Source organism: Pseudomonas sp. HN11, from assembly GCF_021390155.1.
Taxonomy (GTDB): Bacteria; Pseudomonadota; Gammaproteobacteria; order Pseudomonadales; family Pseudomonadaceae; genus Aquipseudomonas.
Genome location: NZ_CP089985.1, coordinates 3,122,817 through 3,146,956 on the forward strand (window position 1 = coordinate 3,122,817; position 24,140 = coordinate 3,146,956).

Sequence of the window (24,140 nt, forward strand, 5' to 3'; positions counted from 1 at the left end):
GAAAGCCATCCACCAATGTTCAAAAGTATTCCAACTTGAACCGTACTGCGGCACGGTGATCCCCAGGCATCAACTGCAGTCCGTTACCGACCAGACGGACCGTGTAATGAAGGGTCATGTCACCTTCCTTCAGCGGAAGCAGCGGCATTCGTTCTCCCGGCACACTCTCGTGACCCGCCGCATCCCAGATATGAAACGCGACCCCTTGGGAGAGGCCCGAGGCGGCAAAAGAGCGGCCTTGTCTGTCGCTGGCCCCGTCAAACGTCACTTGCAAATGCTCCCAGTCGGGCAAGGTTTCCCCTGGACGCAATGGATCCGGTCGAGTCAATGAACAGTTGACCAGGCGCAACTGGAAGGGATGAGGTTCTCCAATCGTATTGCGCAAGAGCCGGCCGATGGGTTCGGGCGGCATCTCGATGGACTGGTCGGCGCTCGCCAATTCCAACCCGCACGCCGAGTCAATGACCTCTCCCCCCAGTGTGACCACCCCATCGCCTTGTGCAGGTGTGTTCTCGGCAACCGCGGGGCTGATGACTGTCAACGAAGAGGTAATAGCGAGGCTTATTAATGTTTTCACCGTTATCTCCCACCAGTCCCCCGCCACACTGGGTGGCGGGGGAAGTTGCTTACTGATAAGCCAGGGTGAAATTGGTGACCGCGCTGAAATCGCCAGGCACGATTTCGCCCGCCGCCGCACCTTGGACATAGGCTCCGAATTCCAACGTGTTATCACCGGCAGCGATGGCCTGCGGGGTGGTAGGAACACCCAGCTCAACGAGCTTGCTGCCGTGCGTCATCATGATGCCGATGTTCCCCGCGCCACCGATGGTGCCGATGGCGCCCGGAACAACAGAGGATGGCGCAGCCGTGAAGGTGGTGGTTACGGTGTTGTCGGTCAGGCCTGTGAGATCGCAACCTTCAAGCTCGATCAATACGCGGCGGGCTTCGGACTTACCTCCCGTCTGCAACTGATGCTTGGCGATGGCACCCAGGTGAACGGATTGATCTACAGAGTCTGGCTTGATAGAACAGGCACCCGAGTGGACAGATCCCAAGAAGGTGATAGTTCCATCCGCGGCTTGTGCAATGGACATCGAACCCATCAGCAGGCCGATAGACAAAAGCGCAGTTTTCATTTCAATTTTCATCAGCTAAGACCCATTTGTATTAATGAACACCATAAAGAAACCCCGCAGGCAGGTATGGAACCGAACCTTCATTGATTAGATGTAAGGCGCGCAGGGAACTGGGTTCGATGCCGACCAGGTTGCGGCGATGGAAAATCTGAATTTTCCAACTATTTGCATTGCAAACCGTGGCTGCGTTCGAACTGGGGTAATTATTAGGTCTGCGAGATCGAAAGTAAGTCGCCCGATTCGTTTAGTTGCGTAGTCGGGTTATGTCTGGATGTGTAAGAGAGAAATGGCGTTTTGCCAAATATCAATAACTGGCTGTAAGAGTTGGACTACATTTTTTTTAAGATGTTGATTGGTTATGATGTCTGTAAGAATAGAATTACATTCGTTAATGGCACAACCTTGTTGAATGTCACCATGTAACGGCACGCGCACGGCTTAAGAGGGGGGCCTATATGAGCGCGCACAAAAAAGCCCCGTGGAACGGGGCTTGATGGCAGGGCAGCGGCGCTTACTTGGTTTTTGGTCGTTTGCTCGACGCGTGGCCTGCTTCGTCCACAAATACTTCGGCTACTGCAATCGCCTGGCTCTCGGTGGAGAAGACCCCGGCGACGCTGTCACCGTGGAAGTTGATCAGGTGCCAACCGTCCGCACGCTGGGTGATCAAGTAGCCGTTTACGCCTTTTGGTTCTGACATCTATGCATCTCGCGGTGTAGTTCAAGGGGTAATGATAGCGCCAAATGCGGCAGGAGCGCGCAGGTTATTCCAGCTGGGTGTGCTGAACGCAATAGCGTGAAAAAAGGGTGCAGCCCCTTGAAATACCGAGGTGCAGAGCATTTTTGCGGTGTCGGCGAAGATTCTCTTGGTGAGATGGGCGGAACTTACGCCGAGATTTTTTCTCTATGATGACATCGCAACGCCAGCAGGACCCATTGTAAGGTGACTGCAGCCTGATTAGACTGCGCCGAATTCCGTACGCACAGCCCTTTATAAGGACCCATATGATCAAGAAATGCTTGTTCCCAGCAGCCGGTTACGGCACTCGCTTCTTGCCAGCGACCAAGGCCATGCCCAAAGAGATGCTGCCGGTGGTGAACAAGCCACTGATTCAGTACGGCGTCGAAGAGGCTCTGGATGCCGGTCTCAACGAGATCTCCATCGTCACTGGCCGTGGTAAGCGCGCGCTGGAAGACCACTTCGACATCAGCTACGAGCTGGAAAACCAGATCAAGGGCACCGACAAGGAAAAGTACCTGGTCGGTATCCGCAAACTGCTCGACGAGTGCTCGTTCTCGTACACCCGTCAGACCCAGATGAAAGGCCTCGGCCACGCCATCCTGACCGGCCGCCCACTGATCGGTGACGAACCGTTCGCCGTGGTGCTGGCGGATGACCTGTGTGTGAACCTGGAAGGCGACGGTGTGCTGACCCAGATGGTCAAGCTGTACCAGAAATACCGTTGCACTATCGTAGCGGTCATGGAAGTTGATCCCTCGCAGACCAACAAGTATGGCGTCATTGCTGGTGACGACATTGGCGATGGTCTGATCCGTGTACGTGACATGGTCGAGAAGCCGGCTCCTGAAGATGCGCCATCGAACCTGGCGATCATCGGGCGTTACATCCTGACCCCGGATATCTTCAAACTGATCGAAGAAACCGAGCCAGGCAAAGGTGGCGAGATCCAGATCACCGACGCGCTGATGAAGCAAGCCAAAGACGGTTGCGTGATTGCCTACAAATTCAAAGGCCAGCGTTTCGACTGCGGCGGCGCTGAGGGTTACATCGAGGCGACCAACTTCTGCTTCGAGCACTTCTACAAAACTGGCAAGGCTTACTGATTTACGCTGTAAGCTGCCCGCTCTAAAAAAGCCACCTTCGGGTGGCTTTTTCGTTTTTCAGCCCCATGTAAGTCGGTATGCTGGTGTCCTGCCGAGGAGAGTGAAATGGCCTACGATTTTGACCTGTATGTGATTGGCGCCGGTTCTGGCGGTGTTCGTGCGGCGCGTTTTGCCGCGGGTTTTGGCGCCAAGGTGGCCGTGGCTGAAAGCCGCTACCTGGGTGGCACTTGCGTCAACGTCGGCTGCGTGCCGAAGAAACTGTTGGTGTACGGCGCACACTTTGCCGAAGAGTTTGAGCAGGCCAGCGGATTTGGCTGGTCGCTGGGCGAGGCAAATTTTGATTGGGCCACCCTGATCGCCAACAAAGACCGTGAAATCAACCGTCTCAATGGCATCTACCGCAACCTGCTGGTCAACAGCGGTGTGACCCTGCATGAAGGGCATGCGCGCTTGGTTGATCCGCATCAGGTCGAGATCAATGGCGAGCGTTTCACTGCCAAGCACATCCTGATCGCTACGGGCGGCTGGCCACAGATTCCAGAGATTCCAGGGCGTGAACACGCGATTGGTTCCAATGAAGCATTCTTCCTCAAGGCGCTGCCTAAGCGCGTACTGGTTGTCGGCGGTGGTTATATTGCCGTCGAGTTCGCCGGGATCTTCCACGGCCTGGGTGCACAGACAACCCTGCTGTATCGCGGTGATCTGTTCCTGCGCGGCTTCGACGGCTCGGTGCGCACGCACCTGAAGGAAGAGCTGACCAAGCGCGGCCTGGACCTGCAATTCAATGCAGGCATCGAGCGCATCGACAAGCAAGCTGACGGCAGCCTCAAGGCGACGCTGAAGGACGGCCGCGTGCTGGAGGCCGACTGTGTGTTCTACGCCACCGGGCGACGTCCGATGCTGGACAACCTAGGGCTGGAGAACACCGGCGTCAAACTCGACAAGCGCGGCTTCGTTGAGGTGGACGACCAGTATCAGACCGCCGATTCATCCATTCTGGCCATCGGCGATGTGATCGGTCGTGTGCAGCTGACACCGGTTGCCCTGGCAGAAGGCATGGCTGTGGCACGTCGCCTGTTCAAGCCCGAACAGTATCGCCCGGTGGACTACGCGATGATCCCGACGGCGGTGTTCAGCCTGCCGAACATCGGCACCGTGGGGTTGACCGAGGAGGACGCGAAAGGGAAGGGCCATAGGGTTCAGATCTTTGAGAGCCGGTTCCGGCCGATGAAGTTGACCCTGACCGAGTGCCAGGAAAAGACCCTGATGAAGCTGGTGGTCGACGCCGACACCGACAAAGTACTGGGTTGCCACATGGTTGGGCCGGACGCAGGTGAAATCGTGCAAGGCCTGGCGATCGCGATCAAGGCGGGCGCGACCAAGCAGCATTTCGATGAAACCATCGGCGTGCACCCCACGGCGGCGGAAGAGTTCGTCACCATGCGCACGCCCGTAGCAGGCTGATCAGCCGTTGGGGCTTCCCTCTGGCGCCGCTGCAACGGCGGCCGCCAGGCGCAATGCCTCGATACTGGCCTGGGCCTTGATCAACTCCAGTTCCAGGCTCTTGTTGTTGCGCTGGTGTTCGGTCAGCGCTTCCTGGCGTGACTGGCTCTCCAGCAAGGCAACACGAAGACGCTCCTGAAGCAGGGTGCGTTCGCCGTCAATCAGGCTCACCTGTTCGTTCAACTTGAGCAGATGGGCCTGGTCTTTGCGGGATTGTTCCTGCAGCGCCGTCAACTCTTTCGCTGTCACCCGATGTTCAATCAACAGTCGCTCATTGTCGCGATGCAGTTGGGTGATTTCATCCTGGCGCACCATGGCGCTCTGCTGGGCTTGGCGCAGTTCCGCCTGGACCTGTTGCAGTTGACCTTCGTGGCGACGTTGTTCCTGCTCACGCTGCTCCTTGATTGCAGTGCGGTAATGTTCCAGAGCATCGCGGGCGTGCAGGTGCTTTTCTTCCAGCGAACGAATCTGTTCGTCCTTATCGCTGATCCGTAACTCGTAATCACTGCACGCCTGGCTCAGCCCGGCGTTACGGGTTTGCTCGGTCTGCAAGCTGGCGCTGGCGGTTTGCAGGGCGGCGCTTTCTTCTGCCAGTGCGGCGGCCTGGATATCGAATTGCTGCTTAAGATCGCTGTGAGCTTCTTCAAGGGTTTGCACCTGAGCGAGCAGGGCGGCTTTCTGCTGTTCGAATTGCGCCAGGGCCAGATCGATGGGTTCCTGAGCTTTCTCTTTCAAGCGCTGGGCCAAGCGAGCAACCAATTCGCCGAGTTCGTCGTCGATCGGTGCCTCGGTAATGGTGAGGCGGGTTTCGCTCTCATCCAGCTCCTTCAGATAGCGATGAATCGTGGTTTTCGAACCGGTGTTGCCCATTTCGATGCGTACGGCGTCGATGCTGGGGTTCTCGCCGCGGGCGAGGATCGCCAGGCGAGCTGTTTGAACTACTGCTTTGTTGATGCCGCCGCGAGCCATGGTGTCTCCGTCGATTACGTAGTGTGGTACGTGGTATGTATATACGTACTATAACATGAACAAAAATCTGTTTAAATTCGTCATTTAACAGATGGGATATTGGCGTATTATCCCGTGTCATACGTGTTTAATCCGCGAAAGCAGCTGCCAGCAGTACGAATAGGCCTCCCATGAGCGATCTGGACCGTTACCTCAATGCCGCCACCCGCGATAACACCCGGCGTAGCTATCGCGCAGCCATAGAGCACTTCGAAGTGAGCTGGGGCGGGTTCCTGCCCGCGACCAGCGACAGCGTGGCGCGCTATCTGGTTGCTCACGCCGGGGTGCTGGCCGTGAACACCTTGAAGCTGCGGCTCTCGGCGTTGGCGCAGTGGCACACGAGCCAGGGGTTTCCCGACCCGACCAAGGCGCCAGTGGTGCGCAAGGTGCTCAAGGGTATTCGTGCCGTGCACCCGGTCCAGGAGAAGCAAGCCGAGCCTTTGCAGCTCAAGCATCTGGAGCAGGTGGTGGCATCTCTTGAAGTCGAAGCGAAACAAGCGGCCCAGGCACAAGACCAGCCGCGATTGCTGCGCGCCAAACGTGACACCGCACTGATCCTGCTGGGTTTCTGGCGTGGCTTTCGCAGTGATGAGCTGTGCCGTCTCGAGATCGAGCATATTCAAGCCACGCCTGGTACGGGCATCAGCCTGTATCTGCCGCGCAGCAAAAGCGATCGTGAGAACCTCGGCAAGACCTATCACACCCCGGCACTGCTGCGCTTGTGCCCGGTGCAGGCCTACAGCGAGTGGCTCAGCGCCTCGGCCCTGGTGCGTGGCCCGGTGTTTCGCGGTATCGATCGCTGGGGCAACCTGGGGGAGGAGGGGTTGCACCCCAACAGTGTGATCCCGCTGCTGCGCCAGGCGCTCGAGCGCGCTGGTATTCCCGCCGAGCAATACACCAGCCATTCGCTGCGCAGGGGTTTTGCCACCTGGGCCCATCGAAGTGGCTGGGATTTGAAGTCTCTGATGAGTTACGTCGGCTGGAGCGACATGAAATCCGCCATGCGCTATGTTGAAGCGACACCCTTTCTTGGCATGACCTTGGTGACGCAACCGCTGCTTTGAGTTTTTTCTATTAATACAGTCACCTGATAGGGAAAACCAATCGTCAGCATCAGGTTTGCCAATGAGCCATCGGCCGAGAGAGTGGGTAGGATTCATTTCATCAACTTCTTCACCCCTTTTACAAACCTGACGGAGAGTCAACGATGCCTATCATCAACAGCCAAGTAAAACCGTTCAAAGCTACCGCCTACAAAAACGGCAACTTCGTAGATGTGTCCGACGCCGACCTGAAAGGCAAGTGGTCCGTTGTATTCTTCTACCCGGCCGACTTCACCTTCGTTTGCCCAACCGAACTGGAAGACCTGGCTGACAACTACGCCGAATTCCAGAAGCTGGGCGTCGAGATCTACAGCGTTTCCACCGACACCCACTTTGCTCACGCTGCCTGGCACAACACTTCGCCAGCCATCGGCAAGATCCAATACACCATGATCGGTGACCCGACCCTGACCATCTCCCGCAACTTCGACGTGCTGATCGAAGAAGCTGGCCTGGCTGACCGCGGTACTTTCGTGATCAACCCAGAAGGTCAGATCAAGATCGTTGAGCTGAACGACGGTGGTGTTGGTCGTGACGCTTCCGAGCTGCTGCGCAAAATCAAAGCGGCTCAATACGTTGCTGCTCACCCAGGCGAAGTGTGCCCAGCCAAGTGGAAAGAAGGCGAAGCTACTTTGGCTCCGTCCCTGGACCTGGTCGGCAAGATCTAAGTCTGTGACGTCTCAAGGGCGGGAATCCGCACTTAAGTAAGCTGCATCCGCCCCCAAAACGCCCGGGCGAGATTCGCTCGGGCGTTTTTTTGTCTGCAATAAACCGAATGAACAGGAAATCGCCCGTATGTTGGACGCCAATCTTAAAGCTCAGTTGAAGTCATACCTGGAACGGGTCACCCAGCCGATCGAGATCGTCGCCTCCCTCGACGACGGTGCGAAATCCCAGGAAATGCTTGCCCTTTTGCAGGACGTTGTCAGCCTCACGACGCTGATTACCCTGAAAACCGATGGCGATGATGCGCGCAAGCCATCTTTCTCCATCAACCGCCCGGGTGCCGAGATCAGCCTGCGTTTTGCCGGCATCCCCATGGGCCATGAATTCACTTCGCTGGTGCTGGCCCTGCTGCAAGTCGGTGGCCACCCGTCGAAGGCCAGTGTCGAAGTGATTGAACAGATCCGCGCCCTTAAAGGCGAGTTCAGCTTCGAGACTTACTTCTCTCTGTCCTGCCAGAACTGCCCGGACGTGGTCCAGGCGCTGAACCTGATGGCCGTGCTCAACCCAAACATCCGCCACGTTGCCATCGACGGCGCGCTGTTTCAGGCTGAAGTCGACGAGCGCCAGATCATGGCGGTGCCCAGCGTGTACCTCAACGGAGTGAACTTCGGCCAGGGCCGCATGGGCCTGGAAGAGATTCTCGCCAAGCTCGACACCAGCGGCATTGAAAAAGCCGCCGAGAAAATCAGCGCCAAAGACGCCTTTGACGTGCTCGTTGTCGGCGGTGGCCCAGCCGGTTCGGCGGCGGCGATCTATGCGGCACGTAAAGGTATTCGTACCGGCGTCGCTGCCGAGCGTTTCGGCGGGCAAGTGCTGGACACCATGTCGATCGAGAACTTTATCTCGGTACAGGAAACCGAAGGTCCGAAACTGGCCAGCGCCCTGGAAGCCCACGTACGTCAGTACGACGTAGACATCATGAACCTGCAGCGTGCCAGCAGCCTGGTCCCAGCGAAAAACGCCGGCGACTTGCACGAAATCCGTTTTGAAAGTGGTGCGACCCTCAAGTCCAAGACCGTGATCCTGGCCACTGGCGCCCGTTGGAGAGAAATGGGTGTACCGGGCGAGCAGGAATACAAGGCCAAGGGCGTGTGCTTCTGCCCGCACTGCGACGGCCCGTTGTTCAAAGGCAAGCGTGTGGCGGTGATCGGCGGCGGCAACTCTGGCGTTGAAGCGGCCATCGACCTGGCCGGTATCGTCAGCCATGTGACCTTGCTTGAGTTCGACAGCAAGTTGCGCGCCGACGCCGTGCTGCAGCGCAAGCTCTACAGCCTGCCGAACGTTGATGTGATCACCAGTGCGTTGACCAGTGAAGTGAAAGGCGATAGCCAGAAAGTCACCGGCCTGGCGTACAAGGATCGTGACAGCGGCGAGTTCAAGACCATCGACCTGGAAGGGATCTTTGTACAGATCGGCTTGCTGCCCAACACCGACTGGCTCAAAGGTACCGTAGAACTGACGCCGCGCGGCGAGATCATCGTCGATGCGCGGGGTGAGACTTCACTGCCGGGTGTGTTCGCCGCCGGTGACGTGACGACGGTGCCGTACAAGCAGATCGTGATTGCGGTGGGCGAGGGTGCCAAGGCTTCCCTGAGTGCTTTCGATCACTTGATCCGGACTTCCGCTCCGGCGTAAATCCTGAGCCGGAAATGAAAAACCCCATGGGCGATCATGGGGTTTTTTCGTTACAGCGGTGCGGGCTGGATAATCTCGACCCAGTACGCGTCCGGATCCTTGATGAAGGCCAGGCTCTTCATGCGGCCATCGGTCAGGCGCTTCTGGAAGTCGCAGCCCAGGGCTTCGAAACGCTCGCAGGCAGCGACGATATCCGGCACAGAGATGCAGATATGGCCGAAGCCGCGTGGGTCGGTGTTGCCATTGTGGTAAGCGAAGTCGGCGTCGTTTTCGGTGCCGTGGTTGTGGGTCAGTTCCAGGATGCCTGGGATCGACTTCATCCACTGGGTGCGTTCGGCGGCGTCGGCCGGGATCTGGGACTTATCCACCAGGGCCAGGAAGTACAGGCTGAATTCGGCTTCCGGGAAGTCACGTTTTTCAACCAGGGAGAAACCCAGGACGCGGGTGTAGAAGTCCAGCGACTTGGTGATGTCCTTGACCCGCAGCATGGTGTGGTTGAACACGAAGTTCGTGGTGGCGGTGTCCGGTTGGGCAGTGACGCCCGGGAAAGTGTTCAGTTCGTGCAGGCTCATGGGCCCTCCAGAAAAAATGGGGCAAACGCGGCTCTGAAATGTGAGCGGTTCCTTGGCTTGCGGCGGGCATCCGTGCAGCCGGTCCATGATACGCAAGGCTCGCCCCAGGCGCCAAATGAAAAAGCCCATGCAGGCCTTGCGACACATGGCCGCCGGGGCTCAAACTTTGGCGCTTGAACCTTGGGTATTTTTCGCAATGATCGCATTTCATAAACCGCTGTTGAGTGCTGTGTGTTTGCTGGTGGGCAGTCCTTTCGTACTGGCGGCCGACCCCGAAATTCACTGGCCCAGTGGCTGGCAGGTCGAAGAGGTTGTCCCGGATGGCGAAGCACCTGCCAAACCCCAGGCTGTTTCGCGTCAGCGTGCAATCAAGAATGATGAAAATGGCACGACCTTGATGGTGATGGAGTTGACCGGCACCCCGATTGAATCAGGGCATAAGGTTAATCTTCAAGGCGTACTGCTGGAAATGCGCAAGTCCATTCAGAAAGATTTTGCCCAGGGTGGTTATCAAAGTGTGTGCAGCAAGATGCACGCTACAACATTGAGCCGTCTTGATGCACTGGAAACTACTTGTGTGATAACCGAAAACGGGCGTCACGTGCTTTCGCAAACATTGGTGGGCGCGGTTGATGCCGACAAGGCCTATGTTTTTTCATACGCGGGGCAGGCTGACGCTTACGAAGCAAGCAAAGACGAAGTCAGTTCGGTGCGTGATAGCCTCAAACTTTAAGTGTGTAATATCGGACGATTCTGAACATTATGAAATGCTCTTTAAGTTCGGTTTCGAACCGTTGAATAAAAAAAGCCCCGCATAAGCGGGGCTCTTTGTTAGTGCTGTGCGATCAGCCGCGAAGCCAGGAATCCACAGTAGCGGCGCCGTACTGTTCTTTCCATGCCTTGAGACCGCGGTGGTTGCCGCCCTTGGTTTCGATCAGCTCGCCGGTGTGCGGGTTGTGGTAGACCTTGACCACACGAGCGCGGCGCTGTTTTGGTGCGTTAGCGGCGGCAGCACTGGACTTGCCCGGGTTTGGATCAAGGATGGAAATGATGTCGCGCAGGCCTTTGCCATAGGACTTCATCAGGGCTTGAAGCTTTTCTTCGAATTCGATTTCTTTTTTCAGGCCGGCATCGTTCTTCAAGGATTCCAGCTGGGCAAGCTGCTCTTGAAGGGCTTTTTCTGCTGCGCGAAATTCGGCGAGTCTGGACAAAATCTGTACTCCAATAGTGTATTTGGCTGATATCAACGGCAGACAAAGCTATAAGCCAAGCGCTTTAAGGCGACTCGAAAAAGCCGTCTCGCGAGTTCTGCACAGGCAGGAAAAATTGTAGTAGTTAAATGGCTACGAGTAAATCATGTCTTTTGTCTAAACAAAATTATTTCAGCGCAGGTAGTGCATAGCTATTCAATGGCTGTCCAGTGATTTAATAAATTCATCGCAGGGCAACGGCTTTCCGAACAGGTAGCCCTGCAGGAAGTCCACGCCTTGAGCGGCCAGGTAATCACACTGTTCGGTCGTTTCCACACCTTCTGCAACGATGCCCAAATCGAGTTTGCCGGACAGTTCTATGATGCTGTCGAGAATATGCCGTGATAGTGCATCGGCACCGATCATGGCGACAAAACTTTGATCGATTTTCAGGTAGTCCACATTGAAGTTGCGCAAGTAGCCCAGGCTGGAGTGGCCGGTACCAAAGTCATCAATGGCGATCATCACCCCCAGTTGATGCAGAGCGTCGAACAGCCGGCGCGTGATATCGGTGGGCACGATCAACTCGCGCTCAGTCAACTCCAGCACCAGGGTCACTTGACCCACGGGAAAAGCAGCGAGGAACTCACGGCAGTCATCCACCAATGCCAGGTCCTGGCAATGGCGCGCAGTGATATTCACCCCGATATGGAATCCAGGTCTGAAGCACGCCGCATGGGGCGACAATTGCACGGCGGTCTGGCGTAGCAGGGCACGTGTCATCGGTACGATCAGCCCTGAATGCTCGGCCAGTGGGATAAACAAATCGGGGCGCACCAAGCCTTCTTTTGGGTGCTGCCAGCGCATCAGCACCTCGCATCCCGCCCACTCACGGGTGTCACCCCGTACCACTGGCTGGAAATACGGGATGAATTCGTTAGCCTCCAGTGCCCGTCGCAGTTCATGGGTTGGTGCCGACGAGCGCTGTTGCAGCCAATGCGCCAGCACGCCTGCCAACACGCCAAAGAACACCACCAGGCTGAACAGCGCCGGGTAGCGGGCCAGCATGTAGCGCCACACTTCGCCGGATGGCATGCCAGCGTCAACGCTGTAGTGATAACGTTCAGACGCCAATTGGTGATGAGCCACCGCAAACACCGGCACGGCGGAGTCGTGCACTTTTCCATCAGCCCCCAACCAATTCGGGCCTACTTTCAGTACCAGATGGGTGTAACGGCTGATCAGGCGCAGGGCGTTGGTCAGGTGGTAGCCATCGATGGACGCAAACGCGGCCTTGTCACCGTCCACCAATCGGTAGACCAGCAAGGCAGTATTGGGCGTTACCGGGTTGCCATTCATCAGCCATAACCGGCCATCCACATAGTCGTCCGGGTTGACTGGCGACTCGTAGCTGCCGCCGAACAACGAACTGCAGTAGATGTTTTTTTGCCAGGACAACGTGGTTGCGCGTACAAACGGCCGGCGTGTGACTTGTTCGCGCAAGGCGAGCTGCGCGCCGTTATCGCAGGGCTGTCCCGCCAGGGGGAGCAAGGCCTGGGCGGCGAGGGCTGTGTTGTCGAGCATCAAGTCGAACTGGCGCACCGCCTCTTGGGCGGTCTGGGCCGTGCTTTGTTGCAAGGTGCGTTCGGCCTGCCAGTGCAAAATGACCACCCCGAGTGCAATTGGCAGCAGTGCGCTGAGCGAAGTGAACAAGTAACGAGTGGCGCGTTTTCGCGGGCCGTTGACGGTCAGGGGCATGAAGTGAACGGCCTGTTGCAAGGATCAGAGTCAGTCGATGATAGATGGCTCGGCCCAAATAAGCTCGCGGTACCCGGCCATTTTGGCCAGGTCCATGCTGACTGGGCATCTACCTGTGCAACAAACCCCTTGCACGTGCAAGGGAAATGAGGATTTGATAAGAGTACGGACAAATACTGTTACGCTGTGTAGAATCGATTTACGCATACAAGAATATGGACTTGCGCTCACGCAAGCCTAAGCCGTCAGAGACTGATGACCCCATGAAGCTACTCGGCTCCCCCCTCATCTTTGGTGACTTCCTCGCCCGCAGTGTGCGAGGCCTTTCCTGTGCGCCACCCAGCAACCTCATCCTTGCTCGCAATTAATGCTGTATTTATGACAAGAATGATGAGGTGCCACCATGGCAGATCTACACGAAAACCCAATGGGCCTGATGGGCTTTGAATTCATCGAGTTCGCGTCGCCGACGCCGGGCACCCTGGAGCCGATCTTCGAGATCATGGGCTTCACCAAAGTGGCGACCCACCGTTCCAAGAATGTGCACCTGTACCGCCAGGGCGAGATCAACCTGATCCTCAACAACGAGCCCAACAGCATCGCTTCCTACTTTGCGGCCGAGCACGGCCCGTCGGTGTGCGGCATGGCGTTCCGCGTCAAGGACTCGCAAAAGGCCTACAATCGCGCCCTGGAGCTGGGCGCCCAGCCCATCCATATCGAAACCGGTCCGATGGAGCTGAACTTGCCAGCCATTAAGGGCATCGGCGGTGCGCCGCTGTATCTGATCGACCGTTTCGGCGAAGGCAGCTCGATCTATGATATCGACTTTGTGTACCTCGAAGGCGTAGAGCGCAACCCGGTCGGTGCGGGCCTTAAAGTCATCGATCACCTGACCCACAACGTTTACCGCGGCCGCATGGTCTACTGGGCCAACTTCTACGAAAAACTGTTCAACTTCCGTGAAGCGCGCTACTTCGACATCAAGGGCGAGTACACCGGCCTGACCTCCAAGGCCATGAGTGCGCCGGACGGCATGATCCGGATCCCGCTGAACGAAGAGTCGTCCAAGGGCGCAGGGCAGATCGAAGAGTTCCTGATGCAGTTCAACGGCGAAGGCATCCAGCATGTGGCGTTTCTTACCGACGACTTGGTCAAGACCTGGGACGCGCTGAAGAAGATCGGCATGCGCTTCATGACGGCGCCGCCGGACACTTACTACGAAATGCTTGAAGGCCGCCTGCCGAACCACGGCGAACCGGTGGATCAACTGCAAGCCCGCGGTATTTTGCTGGACGGCTCTTCCGTGGAAGGCGATAAGCGCCTGCTGCTGCAGATCTTCTCGGAAACCCTCATGGGCCCGGTGTTCTTCGAATTCATTCAGCGCAAAGGCGATGATGGGTTTGGCGAGGGCAACTTCAAGGCATTGTTCGAGTCGATTGAGCGCGACCAGGTACGGCGTGGTGTATTGACTGCCGACTAAGCGTAAAAAAGCCCGGCGAGGGTGAATCCTGCCGGGCTTTTTAGTGCCTGCGCCTCAGGCTTTGCGTTGACGCACCAAGTGTTTGCCCCCCTCAAACACCAGCACCGTCACCGCTATCCAGATCGAGATGTAGGTCAGCCATTCGCCGCCTTTGATACCCTCGCCGAGGATCAACGCCACGCCCAGCAACAGGACCGGCTCAACATAGCTGAGCAATCCGAACAAGCTGAACGCCAACATCCGGCTGGCAAGAATGTAGCTCACCAGCGCGGAAGCACTGATCAGGCCTAACATCGGAATCAATGCGTACAGTTTCGGGTGGCTGTCCATCACTGCAAAACCTTGCTCGCCACTCTGCACGAACCACCAGGCCACCGGCAGCATCAGCGCCATGTCCAGCCACAGCCCGCCCAAATGGTCGGTCTTGAGGTGCTTGCGCACGACGAAATAAACCGGGTAGCCGATGATCACCACCAGCGTCGCCCAGGAAAACCCGCCGGCTTGATACAGCTCGTTCAGTACGCCAAGGGCGGCAAATACCACGGCAATCTGTTGCAAACGCGACAGCTGCTCGCCGTACACCAGGCGTCCAGTCAGAACCATGGTCAGCGGCAGCAGGAAGTATCCCACCGATACATCCAGGCTGCGCCCATTCAGCGGCGCCCACATGAACAACCACAATTGCACGCCCAGCAGAGCGGAAGACACCAGCACCCCGCCGATCAACCCAGGCCGGTCGGCCAGCCTGCACAGCAACTCCCACCCCCGTCGCCATTCGCCACTGACGACCATGAAGACGGTCATGCAGGGCACGGTGAGCAACATGCGCCAGCCGAAAATTTCCAGGCCGCTCAGGGGCGTGAGCAATGATGTGAAGTAATACATCACCGCGAACAGCACCGAGGCCAAGACCGATGAAACAACACCTTTAGACACACTGTCCTCACGAAAAGCCATAGGTACAAAAGAGGGGGATTATGGTGCTTTTGAAGGCAGAGGGGGGCACTGTTCTGGGGCATTTTCAGAAAAATTTCTCGCCGCTGCCTGTAGAAGCGAGCAAGCGCGCTCCTGCAGGGTTGGCGGTTATGCGCGGGGGATGCGACCGGAGACGAAGTGCCCCACGTCATTGAACCCTGGCGTGGATGAATGTCCCGGCACCACCAACGAATCGATGAACGCCTCATCCTCTGCGGTGATCTTTACCTCCAGCGCGCCGATATAGGCATCCCACTGCGCCTCGGTGCGTGGCCCGACAATCGCCGAACTGACCGCCGAATTGTTCAGTACCCAGGCAATCGCAAACTCGACAATCCCCACACCACGTCCTTGGGTGTACTGCTGAATCTGTTGAGCGATGCGCAGCGATTCCACGCGCCATTCGGTTTCCAGGATGCGTTTGTCCTGGCGCGCTGCACGGCTGCCGGCCTCGGGGGTAACGTCCGGGGCGTACTTACCGCTGAGCACGCCGCGGGCCAGTGGACTGTAAGGCACCACACCCAGGCCGTAGGCTGCTGCCGCGGTAATCTGCTCCACTTCGGCCTGGCGGTTGACGATGTTGTACAACGGCTGGCTGATCACCGGTTTGTCGACGCCCAGGCGCTCGGCGACGCGAATCACCTCGGCTATGCGCCAACCGCGATAGTTGGACAAACCCCAGTAACGGATCTTGCCCTGGCGGATCAGGTCGCCAATCGCCGACACCGTCACTTCAAGCGGCGTGTTGTGGTCTTCGCGGTGCAGGTAGTAGATGTCCAGGTAGTCAGTGTCGAGGCGTGCCAGGCTGGCATCCAGCGCATTGAAAATGCGCTTGCGGCTCAAGCCGCTGCGGTTGGGTAAACCGTCCACCGGGCCGATGCCGACCTTGGACGCCACCACCCAATCCTGGCGATTGCGCACGATGGCTTCGCCGACGATTTCCTCGGAGCGACCACCGGTGTAGACGTCCGCCGTGTCGATAAAATTGATGCCCTGGTCCCAGGCTTTGTCGATGATACGCAGCGAGTCCTCGGTGTTGGTCTGTTCGCCAAACATCATGGTGCCCAGGGTCAAGGCGCTGACCTTCAACCCGGACTGGCCCAATGTGCGGTAAATCATGGATAACTCCTCAAGACGGGGAAACGTGCCCCATGCAATACCAGACTCGGAGGCTCTGGGACAAGCCCTGCACGCGTTTCTTCAAGGACTCAGCAGCACCTGACAACGCTGCTGCAGGAAACGGTGCAGCACCTTCACCCGTTCCGATACCTGCAGTCGGTGCGGGCACATCAGGTTGAACGGCGTCGGTTCGCCTTGCCAGTCAGGCAGCAACGGCACCAGCCGGCCGGCCTTGATGTCCTGGGCAATATCCAGGTTGGCCTTGTAGGCGATGCCGTGACCGGCCAATGCCCAGCGTCGCACGATTTCGCCGTCATCGCTCAAGTAGTCCCCCGACACTTCGACCTCCTGCAACACCGCGCCCTGACGGAAATACCAGGTGTTGTTGGCACGGCCCCGACGCATGTAGCGCAACGCGTTGTGTTGCGCCAGGTCGGCTGGAGCCCGTGGCATGCCGTGGCGCGCCAGGTAATCCGGGCTGGCGCAGGGGATGCGGTGGTGGTCGGGCACCACCGGCAGCGCCACCAGGCTGGAGTCCCGGGGGACGCCAAAGCGCAGGGCAATGTCCACGGTGTCGCGGAACAGGTCGGCATTGCTGTCGTTGAGCAGCAATTGCAGGCGGATATTCGGGTGTTCGAGCTTGAACTCATCCAGCCAGCCCAGCAGTACGTTGCGCCCGAAGTCCGAGGGCGCCGCCAGTTGCAGCAGGCCACTGAGGCTCTGACCCTGCTGCTTGATCGCCTGCTCGCCCTCGGACAACGCTTCCAGTGCGACGCGCACGCTCTCCAGGTAGCGCCGACCTTCTTCGGTCAAGCGCATGCTGCGGGTCGAGCGCGCAAGCAGGCGAATGCCCAGGCGGGTTTCCAGGCGCTTGAGGGCGATGCTGGCGGCGGCCGGGGTCAAGCCGAGGCCGCGGGCAGCGGCAGACAGGCTGCCGGTGTCGGCGGTGCGCACGAAGACTTCAAGGTCGAGGGTCGAGCTCATTTGTAAAAATCCTTTAAAGATCTTGTCGTTTTACCGGGATTTTTCGTCGATTGCCAAGCTGGGAAGATGAACCCTCACTTTCTCAATCAGGAATTTCCCATGACTTCTTCCCTCAACGGCAAAACCGTCATCGTGATTGGCGGCAGCAGCGGAATCGGCGCAGCCGTGGCCAAGGCCGCCGCTGCGCGGGGGGCGCAGGTGGTGTTGGCCGGGCGGCGTGTGGTGTCCGGCGTCGAAAATGGCTTGCGCAGCGAACCGGTGGACGTTACCGATGCGGCTTCCCTGCAACGTTTGTTCGAAACGGTGGGGCGCTTCGATCATCTGGTTTACACCTCGGGGCCGAACGTGCGCGCCAAGACGCTGATCGAGACGGACCTGGTCGAGGCCCAGGACAACTTCAACGTAAAACTCTGGGGCTCGTTACGGGCGATCCAACTGGCGCTGCCATTCCTGGATAAGCACGGCAGCATCAGCCTGACCTCTGGGCAATTGGGGCGTAAATTGGCGCCGGGCCAGTTCATCAAGACTGGGATCAACGCGGCGACCGAAGCTCTGGGCAAACAGTTGGCCAAAGAACTGGCCCCGCGTCGGGTCAATGTGATCAGCCCAGGCGTGATTGATACGCCAGCGTATGCGGGGTTGCCTGAAGAACAACGTCTGGCGATGTTCGCCAAGGTGGGAGAGGGGGTACCGGTAGGGCGAGTGGGGCAGGCTGAAGAAGTAGCGCAGGTCTATGTGTTGGCGATGGAGAATGGGTTTATGACCGGTGCTGTGATCGATATCGACGGCGGCGGTAAGCTGTAGCCTATTAAGAAAGGTGATTGAACGAAATCTTCCGGCAGACCACATAGCCCATGAGGGCTGCTCGAGCCGAGCGGCCCTCCACGATCATTTTCTGGAGAGAGCCCATGTCAACAGTGAATCACCCCACACCGTTCCCGACGGCCAACGCCCTCATCGAGTCGATTATCGGCACGATTCAAGGCCGGCAGCCCACCGAAAAAAGAACTCTGACGGATGACCAGAAGCGAGTGCTGGAGGGAAAACCCATAGCACCCGATTCGAAAGTCACTTATTGACGCAGGCCGCTTAGCCCTTAAGGGTACGCGTCATCCGCAATGCTAATACACTGCCTGCCACAATCACCGCGGCCAGCAGGTACAGCGCCACATCCGTGGACCCGGTGGCATCCTTCACAAAACCCACGATATACGGGCTGAGGAAGCCGGCCATCTGGCCCATGGAGTTGATCAACGCCAGGCCACCCGCCGCTGCGCCCGCGCTGAGCATGGCGGTGGGCACCGGCCAGAACATTGGCAGGCCGGTGAGGGCGCCCATGGTGGCGATGGTCAGGCCAAGGATCGCAATCGCCGGCGTGGTGGCGAAGTTCACCGCGATTACCAGGCCGATCGCGCCCATCAGCATCGGCACCACCAAGTGCCAGCGACGCTCCTTGCGCAAGTCGGCGGAGTGGCCCACCAGCAGCATGAACACCGCCGCCAACAGGTAGGGGATTGCACTGAGCCAGCCGATCACCAGATTATCGCTGAACCCCAGGTTCTTGATGATCGACGGCAGCCAGAAGTTGATGGCGTACACGCCGCTTTGGATACAGAAGTAGATCAGACCGAACGCCCAGATCGCCGGGTTCTTGAACACTTCGACGAGGGAGTCGCTGGTGGTCTTCGGCTTGTTGGCCAGGTCAGTCGCCTGGTCGGCTTCCAGCGCTGCGCGTTCGTGGGGCTTGAGCCACTTGGCGTTGGCGAAACTGTCGCTGAGCAGGAAGTAGGCGAGGGCGCCCAGGATCACGGTCGGGATGCCTTGCAGCAGGAACATCCACTGCCAGCCTGCCAGGCCACCCTGGCCGGCAGCGAAGTGGTTGAGGATCCAGCCGGAGAACGGGCTGCCAAGTAGGCCGGAGACCGGAATGGCCGACATGAACAGCGCCATGATCCGCCCACGGCGGAAGGTCGGGAACCACTGCGAAAGGTACAGCACCACACCGGGGAAGAAGCCCGCCTCAGCGGCACCAGTAAACAGGCGCAACGTGTAGAAGTGCGTCGGCGTAGTGACGAACAATAGGCAGGTGGACAGCGTGCCCCAGACGATCATCATTAAAGCAATCCAGCGCCGCGGACCGAATCTGGTCAACGCCAGGTTGCTCGGTACGCCACACAGTACGTAGCCAATGAAGAAAATCCCGGCGCCGAGGCCGTACACGGTTTCGCTGAATTTCAACGCATCGAGCATCTGCAGCTTGGCAAAGCCGACGTTTACCCGGTCAAGGTAATTGAACAGATAGCAGATGAAAATGAAGGGGATCAGGCGCAGGGTGATGCGCTTGTAGATGGCGTTTTTATCGTCATCGGTGGCCAGTGTGGCTGCGGCGCTCTGTGACATGGCGGTCTCTCTTTATTATGATTTTTCGCGATGCGAGGGTAACGTTGATCGCCCACTGAGTCTCGGCCACCTGGCAGGCCGCTGTCTTTGTGCTCGCGCACAGCGAACCCGGCTTTGCGCTGTGCCTATGAACAACCCCGCTTTCCAAGGAATTTAGCCCATGTTCGAGCTGGATCATGACCTGGCGCAGAATATCGTTGATCGCACCATGGCGATTCTGCCCTACAACGTCAACGTCATGGACAGCCAGGGCCTGATCCTCGGCAGCGGTGAGCCTGAGCGTATCAATACCCGCCACGAAGGCGCGCAACTGGTGCTTGCCAATGGCCGCGTGGTGGAAATCGACGGGCAGACCGCCAAGCACCTCAAGGGCGTGCAGCCGGGCATCAACCTGCCATTGCTGCATGACGGTCGTCTGATCGGCGTTCTCGGTATCACCGGCGAACCGGAGGGCCTGCGCACCTACGCCGAACTGGTGCGAATGACTGCCGAAATGCTGGTCAGCCATCGCCACCAGCAGGCCGAGCAACAATGGCGGCGCCAGCGCTGTGACGATCTGCTGGCCCTGTTGCTGGCTGAAACCGGTGGTTCCCCGCGCCTGGTGGACGAAGCCCAGCAAATGGGACTCAAGCCGCAGCTGCCGCGCACGCCCTACCTGTTTGAACTGGGCGCGGGGCAATCGGCGCAAGCCTTGAGTGCCTGGTTGACCTCGCGTTATCCGGACAGCTGGTGTGTCAGTTCGGCGCAATACTCATTGTTGTGGTGCAGGCCGGCGTCGGTGCAGGTCGACAACCCGCGCTTGCTGGAAAAGCTCGAGGGCCACGGCTGGAACATCCTGCGGGTCGCCGTGGGTGGGCAAGCGGACGGCCTGGCGGGGCTGCGCCGCTGCTATCGGCGCGTAGGTGATCTGCTTGCCTATGGTCGTGATGTGTTGCCGCAGTCGCGCCTGCTGACCCTCAACCGTTATCGCTTGCCCGTCATGCTCTGGCGCCATCGCAATGACGATGCGCTCGACGAACTGCTCAACCCTCTGCGCAAAGTGCTGGCCAAGGACGGCAATGGACAACTGCAGGCCACGCTGCGCAGCTGGTGCGAACACGACGGGCAAAGCCAGGCCTGTGCCGATGCGCTGGGTATTCATCGCAACAGCCTGCGTTACCGCATGGAGCGTATTGCCGACCTCAGTGGCGTCGACCCTCTGACCCTGGACGGCATGCTCGCCCTCTACCTCGGCGTACAGCTGTTGCCCCAGGCTTTGTCGGAATGAACAACAAAGTGCGTCCGCACTTGTGCATCTGACTGGCGTCAGTAGCCATGCCAACTGGCAGCATGGGCGTTATAAAAACCGGAGAAAGCCCATGAAAATCGTCATCGCCCCCGACTCGTTCAAGGACAGCCTGAGTGCCGAAGGTGTCGCCCAGGCTATTGCGGCCGGGTTGGCCCAGGTCTGGCCGGATGCCCAGTTGATCCAGTGCCCCATGGCGGATGGTGGTGAGGGCACGGTGGATTCGATCCTGGCGGCGTGCGATGGCCAGTGGCGCCATCAAACCGTACGTGGCCCGCTTGGCACAGCGGTTGACGCGCATTGGGGCTGGTTGGCCGACAGCCACACCGCAATCATCGAAATGGCCGAGGCCAGTGGCTTGCAGCTGGTGCCGCCAGAGCAACGCGACGCCTGCAACACCACCACCTATGGCACCGGTGAACTGATCCACGCGGCCCTGGATGCCGGCGCCCAGCGCGTCATCCTGGCGATTGGCGGCAGTGCCACCAACGACGGTGGCGCGGGTGCGATGCAAGCGCTCGGCGTGCAACTGTTCGATGCCGAAGGCCAAGCGCTGCTGCCTGGTGGCCTGGCCTTGGCCCGCCTGGCACACATCAGTCTTGAAAACCTGGACCCACGCTTGTCGCAAGTGCGTTTTGAAATCGCCGCTGACGTCAACAATCCCCTGTGTGGCCCACACGGTGCCTCGGCGATATTCGGCCCGCAAAAAGGCGCCAACCCCGAGCAAGTCCAACAGTTGGACGCCGCCCTCGGCCACTTTGCCGACCACTGTGGCAAGGTGCTGCCCAACGATGTACGCGACGAGCCTGGCAGCGGCGCTGCCGGCGGCCTGGGTTTCGCCGCCAAGGCCTTCCTGGGCGCGCAGTTCCGCGCCGGTGTGGAAGTGGTGGCCGAACTGGTCGGCCTGGACGAAGCGGTAAGCGGCGCCGATCTGGTGATCACCGGCGAAGGCCGCTTCGACGCCCAGACCCTGCGCGGTAAAACCCCATTCGGCGTGGCGCGTATTGCCCAGCAACACAATGTGCCAGTGATCGTGCTTGCCGGCACATTGGGCGATGGCTACGAACAGATGTACGCCCACGGTGTGGATGCCGCGTTCGCCTTGCCTTCCGGGCCGATGAGCCTGGAGCAAGCGTGCAGTGAGGCGCCGCGTTTATTACTGGAGCGGGCGGCAGATGTTGCGCGCGTGTGGCGCGTGGCAACCCGCCGCTGACGTAAAACCCCGAATATGGGACAATCCGCGCCTTTTCGACACGGAGAGTCCCCATGCTGCGCCCCGTTCTCCTGGCCTTGTTATTCTCAAGCGCCACCGCCCCAGTCTTCGCTCAACCGCCTTCCGAAACCGTGCCGCTGCTGCGAGAGATCAAACAGTGGGTCATCGGTTGCGACAACCTGCGCAATTGCCACGCCCTCAGTGCGCCCAGCGGCATGGATGAAGAGGATTACAGCTCGCTGACCTTGCACCTCTGGCACCAGGCCGGTCCTCAAGGGTATCTGCGCCTGCGTTTTGATCATCGGGGCCAGGACGTGGACCTGTCCACGTTGCTGCTGGATGGCAAGCCGCTGGGCCTGGAACTGACGCAGGATTTGCACGTTGAGCTGGACGACCAGGGTGACGACCCCGAGGTGCAGTCCTTCGGGGTGATTGAGGATGCGGCCGCGCGGCGCTGGTTGCAGCGTTTGCGCAATGGCCAGCGCTTGCAGTTGCCGGGCGACGAGACGGCCCATGTATCGCTCAGCGGCTTGAGTGCTTCGTTGCTGTTGATGGACGCCGTGCAGGGGCGCGTGGACAACGTGACGGCACTCGCCCGACCCGGCAAGGGCGCGGCCAGTGAGGTTGCGCCACGCGTGCCGGCGCCGGTGCTGCGCAGGTTTACCACCGCACCGCCGTTGACCGCCCAGGAGCAGGCGGGGCTGATGGCCGCTGCGTTGCAGGCCGTCACGCCGGAAGAGGGGGAGCCCGAGGCAAACGTCGGTGCCCTGACGGCGCAACAGGCAATGACGGTGACGCGGTATGACTGTGCGGCCTATAACTGTGAGTTCGACGTCAGCAGCCGTGAGCGCCAGGCGCCTTACACAGAAACGCCGATGAATCTTCAGCCGCTGCCGCTGGAAGACGCCGCCTTGCAAGGCTCGGTCAGGTATGACGAATCGTCCGGGACCCTGAGTTATTTCTACAAGCAGCGTGGGATCGGGGACTGTGGCGGTGGGGCGTCCTGGGTGTTTGACGGCAAGCGCTTCCAGCTCAGCGAGTTTCACCGAATGCCGCGCTGCACCGGGGTCGGTTACGGTGATTGGCCAGCGTTGTGGACGACCGCGCCAGCGCCCTAGCCATCTGGCTCACATCGCCTCTACACTGGCCGGCCACTTGTTTTTCAAAGGATGAAACACAATGCACACACCTGAACCCCATGTCGGTTCCTTCGGCATGGGCGTGGCGACGGCGTGGCAGGGCAAAGGGGTTGGCTCGCGTTTGTTGACAGCTGCGCTGGATGTGGCCGACAACTGGATGAACCTGCGTCGGGTGGAACTCACGGTGTACGCCGATAACGAAGCGGCACAGCGGCTGTACCGCAAGTTCGGCTTTGAGGTCGAAGGCGTGTTGCGCGATTACGCCCTGCGTGACGGCCAGTTCGTCGACACCGTGAGCATGGCACGCCTGCGCCAGTCGGCTTAGTCCAGGGCAAACGCCACCGCAGCCTGCGCGTGCAGCTCGGTGGTGTCCAGCAGCGGCAGGTCGCTGTGCTCGGGTTTGATCAGCAGACTGATTTCCGTGCACCCCAGGATGATTGCCTGGGCGCCGCGTGCGGCCAGCGATTCGATCACACCTTGGTAAACCGTGCGTGATGCATCGCTGATCACGCCGACACACAATTCCTCATAGATGATCCGGTGCACGGCCTGGCGCTCATCCGCCTCGGGCACCAGCACGGTCAAGCCCTGGGCCGCCAGGCGCGATTTGAGGAAGTCCTGTTCCATGGTGAACGCGGTGCCGAGCAGTCCGACCGTGAGCGTGCCGGCTTCCAAAGCCGCCGCACCCGCCGCATCGGCGATGTGCAGGAAGGGAATCGAAACCGCCGCTTCAATACGCGGTGCCACCAAATGCATGGTGTTGGTACACAGCACTACACACTCGGCGCCACCAGCCTGCAGGCGGCGCGCGGCATCTTCCAGGATCAGCGCGGTGTCATCCCAGCGACCGGCGTGTTGAGCCTGTTCCACCGGCCCGAAGTCCACGCTGTACATCAACAGTTTCGCTGAGCGCAGCGGGCCGAGCTGGTCGCGCACGGTCTGGTTGATGATGCGGTAGTACTCGGCGCTGGACTCCCAGCTCATGCCGCCGATAAGGCCGATGGTGCGCATGCGATGCTCCTGACAGGGAAAGTCGCTTTACCTTACCCATCGCCCGTGGATTAGTCATACG

General features: G+C 59.1%; 24 protein-coding genes and 1 pseudogene. 13 read left to right on the forward strand and 12 right to left on the reverse strand.

The window, feature by feature from the left end:
• Window positions 1–19 precede the first annotated feature (19 nt).
• The 3 genes from LVW35_RS14225 to LVW35_RS14235 form a co-directional block, all read right to left on the reverse strand.
• The gene (locus LVW35_RS14225; RefSeq protein WP_233896344.1) at window positions 20–577 is read right to left on the reverse strand and encodes a fimbrial protein; all 558 of its coding nucleotides are present in this window, start codon (window positions 575–577) and stop codon (window positions 20–22) included.
• Window positions 578–626: 49 nt separating this feature from the next.
• Window positions 627–1,136, reverse strand: a complete 510-nt coding sequence (locus LVW35_RS14230; RefSeq protein WP_442799680.1) for a fimbrial protein — start codon at window positions 1,134–1,136, stop codon at window positions 627–629.
• A 511-nt stretch (window positions 1,137–1,647) separates the two neighbouring features.
• A complete protein-coding gene (locus LVW35_RS14235; RefSeq protein ID WP_233896346.1) occupies window positions 1,648–1,833 on the reverse strand; it encodes a hypothetical protein in 186 nt (61 codons plus the stop codon).
• 305 nt (window positions 1,834–2,138) lie between these two features.
• Here LVW35_RS14235 and galU point away from each other — a divergent pair, with 305 nt between their 5' ends.
• Window positions 2,139–2,978 (forward strand): UTP--glucose-1-phosphate uridylyltransferase GalU, encoded by an 840-nt coding sequence (galU, locus tag LVW35_RS14240; protein WP_043049885.1) that lies wholly within the window; start codon window positions 2,139–2,141, stop codon window positions 2,976–2,978.
• Between the two features lie 105 nt (window positions 2,979–3,083).
• The gene (gene gorA / locus LVW35_RS14245) at window positions 3,084–4,442 is read left to right on the forward strand and encodes a glutathione-disulfide reductase (RefSeq protein ID WP_233896347.1); all 1,359 of its coding nucleotides are present in this window, start codon (window positions 3,084–3,086) and stop codon (window positions 4,440–4,442) included.
• Here gorA and LVW35_RS14250 read toward each other — a convergent pair whose 3' ends face one another.
• A complete protein-coding gene (locus LVW35_RS14250; RefSeq protein ID WP_233896348.1) occupies window positions 4,443–5,450 on the reverse strand; it encodes a DNA-binding protein in 1,008 nt (335 codons plus the stop codon).
• 170 nt (window positions 5,451–5,620) lie between these two features.
• Here LVW35_RS14250 and LVW35_RS14255 point away from each other — a divergent pair, with 170 nt between their 5' ends.
• From LVW35_RS14255 to ahpF, 3 genes are all read left to right on the forward strand, one after another.
• The gene (locus LVW35_RS14255; protein ID WP_233896350.1) at window positions 5,621–6,553 is read left to right on the forward strand and encodes a site-specific integrase; all 933 of its coding nucleotides are present in this window, start codon (window positions 5,621–5,623) and stop codon (window positions 6,551–6,553) included.
• Between the two features lie 143 nt (window positions 6,554–6,696).
• A complete protein-coding gene (gene ahpC / locus LVW35_RS14260; protein ID WP_010210361.1) occupies window positions 6,697–7,260 on the forward strand; it encodes an alkyl hydroperoxide reductase subunit C in 564 nt (187 codons plus the stop codon).
• Window positions 7,261–7,387: 127 nt separating this feature from the next.
• Entirely contained in the window at window positions 7,388–8,953 is a 1,566-nt protein-coding gene (ahpF, locus tag LVW35_RS14265; RefSeq protein ID WP_233896352.1) for an alkyl hydroperoxide reductase subunit F, read from the forward strand.
• Between the two features lie 50 nt (window positions 8,954–9,003).
• On the opposite strand, the gene gloA is transcribed toward ahpF, so the two are convergent.
• A complete protein-coding gene (gloA, locus tag LVW35_RS14270) occupies window positions 9,004–9,525 on the reverse strand; it encodes a lactoylglutathione lyase (protein WP_010210364.1) in 522 nt (173 codons plus the stop codon).
• A 196-nt stretch (window positions 9,526–9,721) separates the two neighbouring features.
• On the opposite strand from gloA, the gene LVW35_RS14275 reads away from it, so the two are divergent.
• Window positions 9,722–10,258, forward strand: coding sequence for a DUF4946 domain-containing protein (locus LVW35_RS14275; protein ID WP_233896475.1), 537 nt, complete (start codon window positions 9,722–9,724; stop codon window positions 10,256–10,258).
• A 112-nt stretch (window positions 10,259–10,370) separates the two neighbouring features.
• Here LVW35_RS14275 and LVW35_RS14280 read toward each other — a convergent pair whose 3' ends face one another.
• Window positions 10,371–10,736 (reverse strand): histone-like nucleoid-structuring protein, MvaT/MvaU family, encoded by a 366-nt coding sequence (locus LVW35_RS14280; RefSeq protein ID WP_233896354.1) that lies wholly within the window; start codon window positions 10,734–10,736, stop codon window positions 10,371–10,373.
• Between the two features lie 195 nt (window positions 10,737–10,931).
• Window positions 10,932–12,473 (reverse strand): EAL domain-containing protein, encoded by a 1,542-nt coding sequence (locus LVW35_RS14285; RefSeq protein WP_233896356.1) that lies wholly within the window; start codon window positions 12,471–12,473, stop codon window positions 10,932–10,934.
• A gap of 403 nt (window positions 12,474–12,876) precedes the next feature.
• Between LVW35_RS14285 and hppD the strand changes: the two genes are divergently transcribed.
• Window positions 12,877–13,953, forward strand: coding sequence for a 4-hydroxyphenylpyruvate dioxygenase (gene hppD / locus LVW35_RS14290; RefSeq protein ID WP_233896358.1), 1,077 nt, complete (start codon window positions 12,877–12,879; stop codon window positions 13,951–13,953).
• A gap of 54 nt (window positions 13,954–14,007) precedes the next feature.
• On the opposite strand, the gene rarD is transcribed toward hppD, so the two are convergent.
• From rarD to LVW35_RS14305, 3 genes are all read right to left on the reverse strand, one after another.
• Entirely contained in the window at window positions 14,008–14,889 is an 882-nt protein-coding gene (gene rarD / locus LVW35_RS14295; RefSeq protein ID WP_233890674.1) for an EamA family transporter RarD, read from the reverse strand.
• 147 nt (window positions 14,890–15,036) lie between these two features.
• Window positions 15,037–16,047: an aldo/keto reductase gene (locus LVW35_RS14300; RefSeq protein WP_233890688.1), complete on the reverse strand. Its 1,011-nt coding sequence runs from the start codon at window positions 16,045–16,047 to the stop codon at window positions 15,037–15,039.
• 81 nt (window positions 16,048–16,128) lie between these two features.
• Entirely contained in the window at window positions 16,129–17,031 is a 903-nt protein-coding gene (locus LVW35_RS14305) for a LysR family transcriptional regulator (RefSeq protein ID WP_233890691.1), read from the reverse strand.
• Between the two features lie 99 nt (window positions 17,032–17,130).
• On the opposite strand from LVW35_RS14305, the gene LVW35_RS14310 reads away from it, so the two are divergent.
• The gene (locus tag LVW35_RS14310; protein WP_233890693.1) at window positions 17,131–17,835 is read left to right on the forward strand and encodes an SDR family oxidoreductase; all 705 of its coding nucleotides are present in this window, start codon (window positions 17,131–17,133) and stop codon (window positions 17,833–17,835) included.
• Between the two features lie 104 nt (window positions 17,836–17,939).
• Window positions 17,940–18,110 (forward strand): hypothetical protein, encoded by a 171-nt coding sequence (locus tag LVW35_RS14315; protein WP_233890695.1) that lies wholly within the window; start codon window positions 17,940–17,942, stop codon window positions 18,108–18,110.
• 10 nt (window positions 18,111–18,120) lie between these two features.
• Here LVW35_RS14315 and LVW35_RS14320 read toward each other — a convergent pair whose 3' ends face one another.
• The gene (locus LVW35_RS14320) at window positions 18,121–19,431 is read right to left on the reverse strand and encodes an MFS transporter (protein WP_233890696.1); all 1,311 of its coding nucleotides are present in this window, start codon (window positions 19,429–19,431) and stop codon (window positions 18,121–18,123) included.
• A gap of 160 nt (window positions 19,432–19,591) precedes the next feature.
• Between LVW35_RS14320 and LVW35_RS14325 the strand changes: the two genes are divergently transcribed.
• The 4 genes and pseudogenes from LVW35_RS14325 to LVW35_RS14340 all read left to right on the forward strand — a co-directional run.
• Window positions 19,592–20,698 (forward strand): sugar diacid recognition domain-containing protein, encoded by a 1,107-nt coding sequence (locus tag LVW35_RS14325; RefSeq protein WP_233890698.1) that lies wholly within the window; start codon window positions 19,592–19,594, stop codon window positions 20,696–20,698.
• 91 nt (window positions 20,699–20,789) lie between these two features.
• Window positions 20,790–21,929, forward strand: a complete 1,140-nt coding sequence (locus LVW35_RS14330) for a glycerate kinase (protein ID WP_233890700.1) — start codon at window positions 20,790–20,792, stop codon at window positions 21,927–21,929.
• Between the two features lie 53 nt (window positions 21,930–21,982).
• Window positions 21,983–23,047 carry a DUF1176 domain-containing protein gene (locus tag LVW35_RS14335; protein ID WP_233890702.1) on the forward strand — a complete coding sequence of 355 codons (1,065 nt, stop codon included), beginning with the start codon at window positions 21,983–21,985 and terminating at the stop codon, window positions 23,045–23,047.
• A 79-nt stretch (window positions 23,048–23,126) separates the two neighbouring features.
• Window positions 23,127–23,393: pseudogene (locus tag LVW35_RS14340) on the forward strand (GNAT family N-acetyltransferase); the annotation flags it as partial.
• Here LVW35_RS14340 and LVW35_RS14345 read toward each other — a convergent pair.
• A complete protein-coding gene (locus LVW35_RS14345; protein WP_233890703.1) occupies window positions 23,390–24,079 on the reverse strand; it encodes an aspartate/glutamate racemase family protein in 690 nt (229 codons plus the stop codon). The pseudogene LVW35_RS14340 and the gene LVW35_RS14345 overlap by 4 nt on opposite strands.
• Between the last annotated feature and the right edge of the window lie 61 nt (window positions 24,080–24,140).

What these genes read in the sequence shown, in the direction of transcription:
- LVW35_RS14335 (WP_233890702.1), top strand. Translation starts at nt 21,983, where the DNA reads ATGCTGCGCCCCGTTCTCCTGGCCTTGTTATTCTCAAGCGCCACCGCC.
- galU (WP_043049885.1), top strand. Translation starts at nt 2,139, where the DNA reads ATGATCAAGAAATGCTTGTTCCCAGCAGCCGGTTACGGCACTCGCTTC.
- LVW35_RS14320 (WP_233890696.1), bottom strand. Translation starts at nt 19,431, where the DNA reads ATGTCACAGAGCGCCGCAGCCACACTGGCCACCGATGACGATAAAAAC.
- hppD (WP_233896358.1), top strand. Translation starts at nt 12,877, where the DNA reads ATGGCAGATCTACACGAAAACCCAATGGGCCTGATGGGCTTTGAATTC.
- LVW35_RS14230 (WP_442799680.1), bottom strand. Translation starts at nt 1,136, where the DNA reads ATGAAAACTGCGCTTTTGTCTATCGGCCTGCTGATGGGTTCGATGTCC.
- LVW35_RS14275 (WP_233896475.1), top strand. Translation starts at nt 9,722, where the DNA reads ATGATCGCATTTCATAAACCGCTGTTGAGTGCTGTGTGTTTGCTGGTG.
- gorA (WP_233896347.1), top strand. Translation starts at nt 3,084, where the DNA reads ATGGCCTACGATTTTGACCTGTATGTGATTGGCGCCGGTTCTGGCGGT.
- ahpF (WP_233896352.1), top strand. Translation starts at nt 7,388, where the DNA reads ATGTTGGACGCCAATCTTAAAGCTCAGTTGAAGTCATACCTGGAACGG.
- LVW35_RS14255 (WP_233896350.1), top strand. Translation starts at nt 5,621, where the DNA reads ATGAGCGATCTGGACCGTTACCTCAATGCCGCCACCCGCGATAACACC.
- ahpC (WP_010210361.1), top strand. Translation starts at nt 6,697, where the DNA reads ATGCCTATCATCAACAGCCAAGTAAAACCGTTCAAAGCTACCGCCTAC.
- LVW35_RS14250 (WP_233896348.1), bottom strand. Translation starts at nt 5,450, where the DNA reads ATGGCTCGCGGCGGCATCAACAAAGCAGTAGTTCAAACAGCTCGCCTG.
- LVW35_RS14325 (WP_233890698.1), top strand. Translation starts at nt 19,592, where the DNA reads ATGTTCGAGCTGGATCATGACCTGGCGCAGAATATCGTTGATCGCACC.
- LVW35_RS14285 (WP_233896356.1), bottom strand. Translation starts at nt 12,473, where the DNA reads ATGCCCCTGACCGTCAACGGCCCGCGAAAACGCGCCACTCGTTACTTG.
- LVW35_RS14235 (WP_233896346.1), bottom strand. Translation starts at nt 1,833, where the DNA reads ATGTCAGAACCAAAAGGCGTAAACGGCTACTTGATCACCCAGCGTGCG.
- LVW35_RS14345 (WP_233890703.1), bottom strand. Translation starts at nt 24,079, where the DNA reads ATGCGCACCATCGGCCTTATCGGCGGCATGAGCTGGGAGTCCAGCGCC.
- LVW35_RS14300 (WP_233890688.1), bottom strand. Translation starts at nt 16,047, where the DNA reads ATGATTTACCGCACATTGGGCCAGTCCGGGTTGAAGGTCAGCGCCTTG.
- gloA (WP_010210364.1), bottom strand. Translation starts at nt 9,525, where the DNA reads ATGAGCCTGCACGAACTGAACACTTTCCCGGGCGTCACTGCCCAACCG.
- LVW35_RS14315 (WP_233890695.1), top strand. Translation starts at nt 17,940, where the DNA reads ATGTCAACAGTGAATCACCCCACACCGTTCCCGACGGCCAACGCCCTC.
- LVW35_RS14330 (WP_233890700.1), top strand. Translation starts at nt 20,790, where the DNA reads ATGAAAATCGTCATCGCCCCCGACTCGTTCAAGGACAGCCTGAGTGCC.
- LVW35_RS14310 (WP_233890693.1), top strand. Translation starts at nt 17,131, where the DNA reads ATGACTTCTTCCCTCAACGGCAAAACCGTCATCGTGATTGGCGGCAGC.
- LVW35_RS14305 (WP_233890691.1), bottom strand. Translation starts at nt 17,031, where the DNA reads ATGAGCTCGACCCTCGACCTTGAAGTCTTCGTGCGCACCGCCGACACC.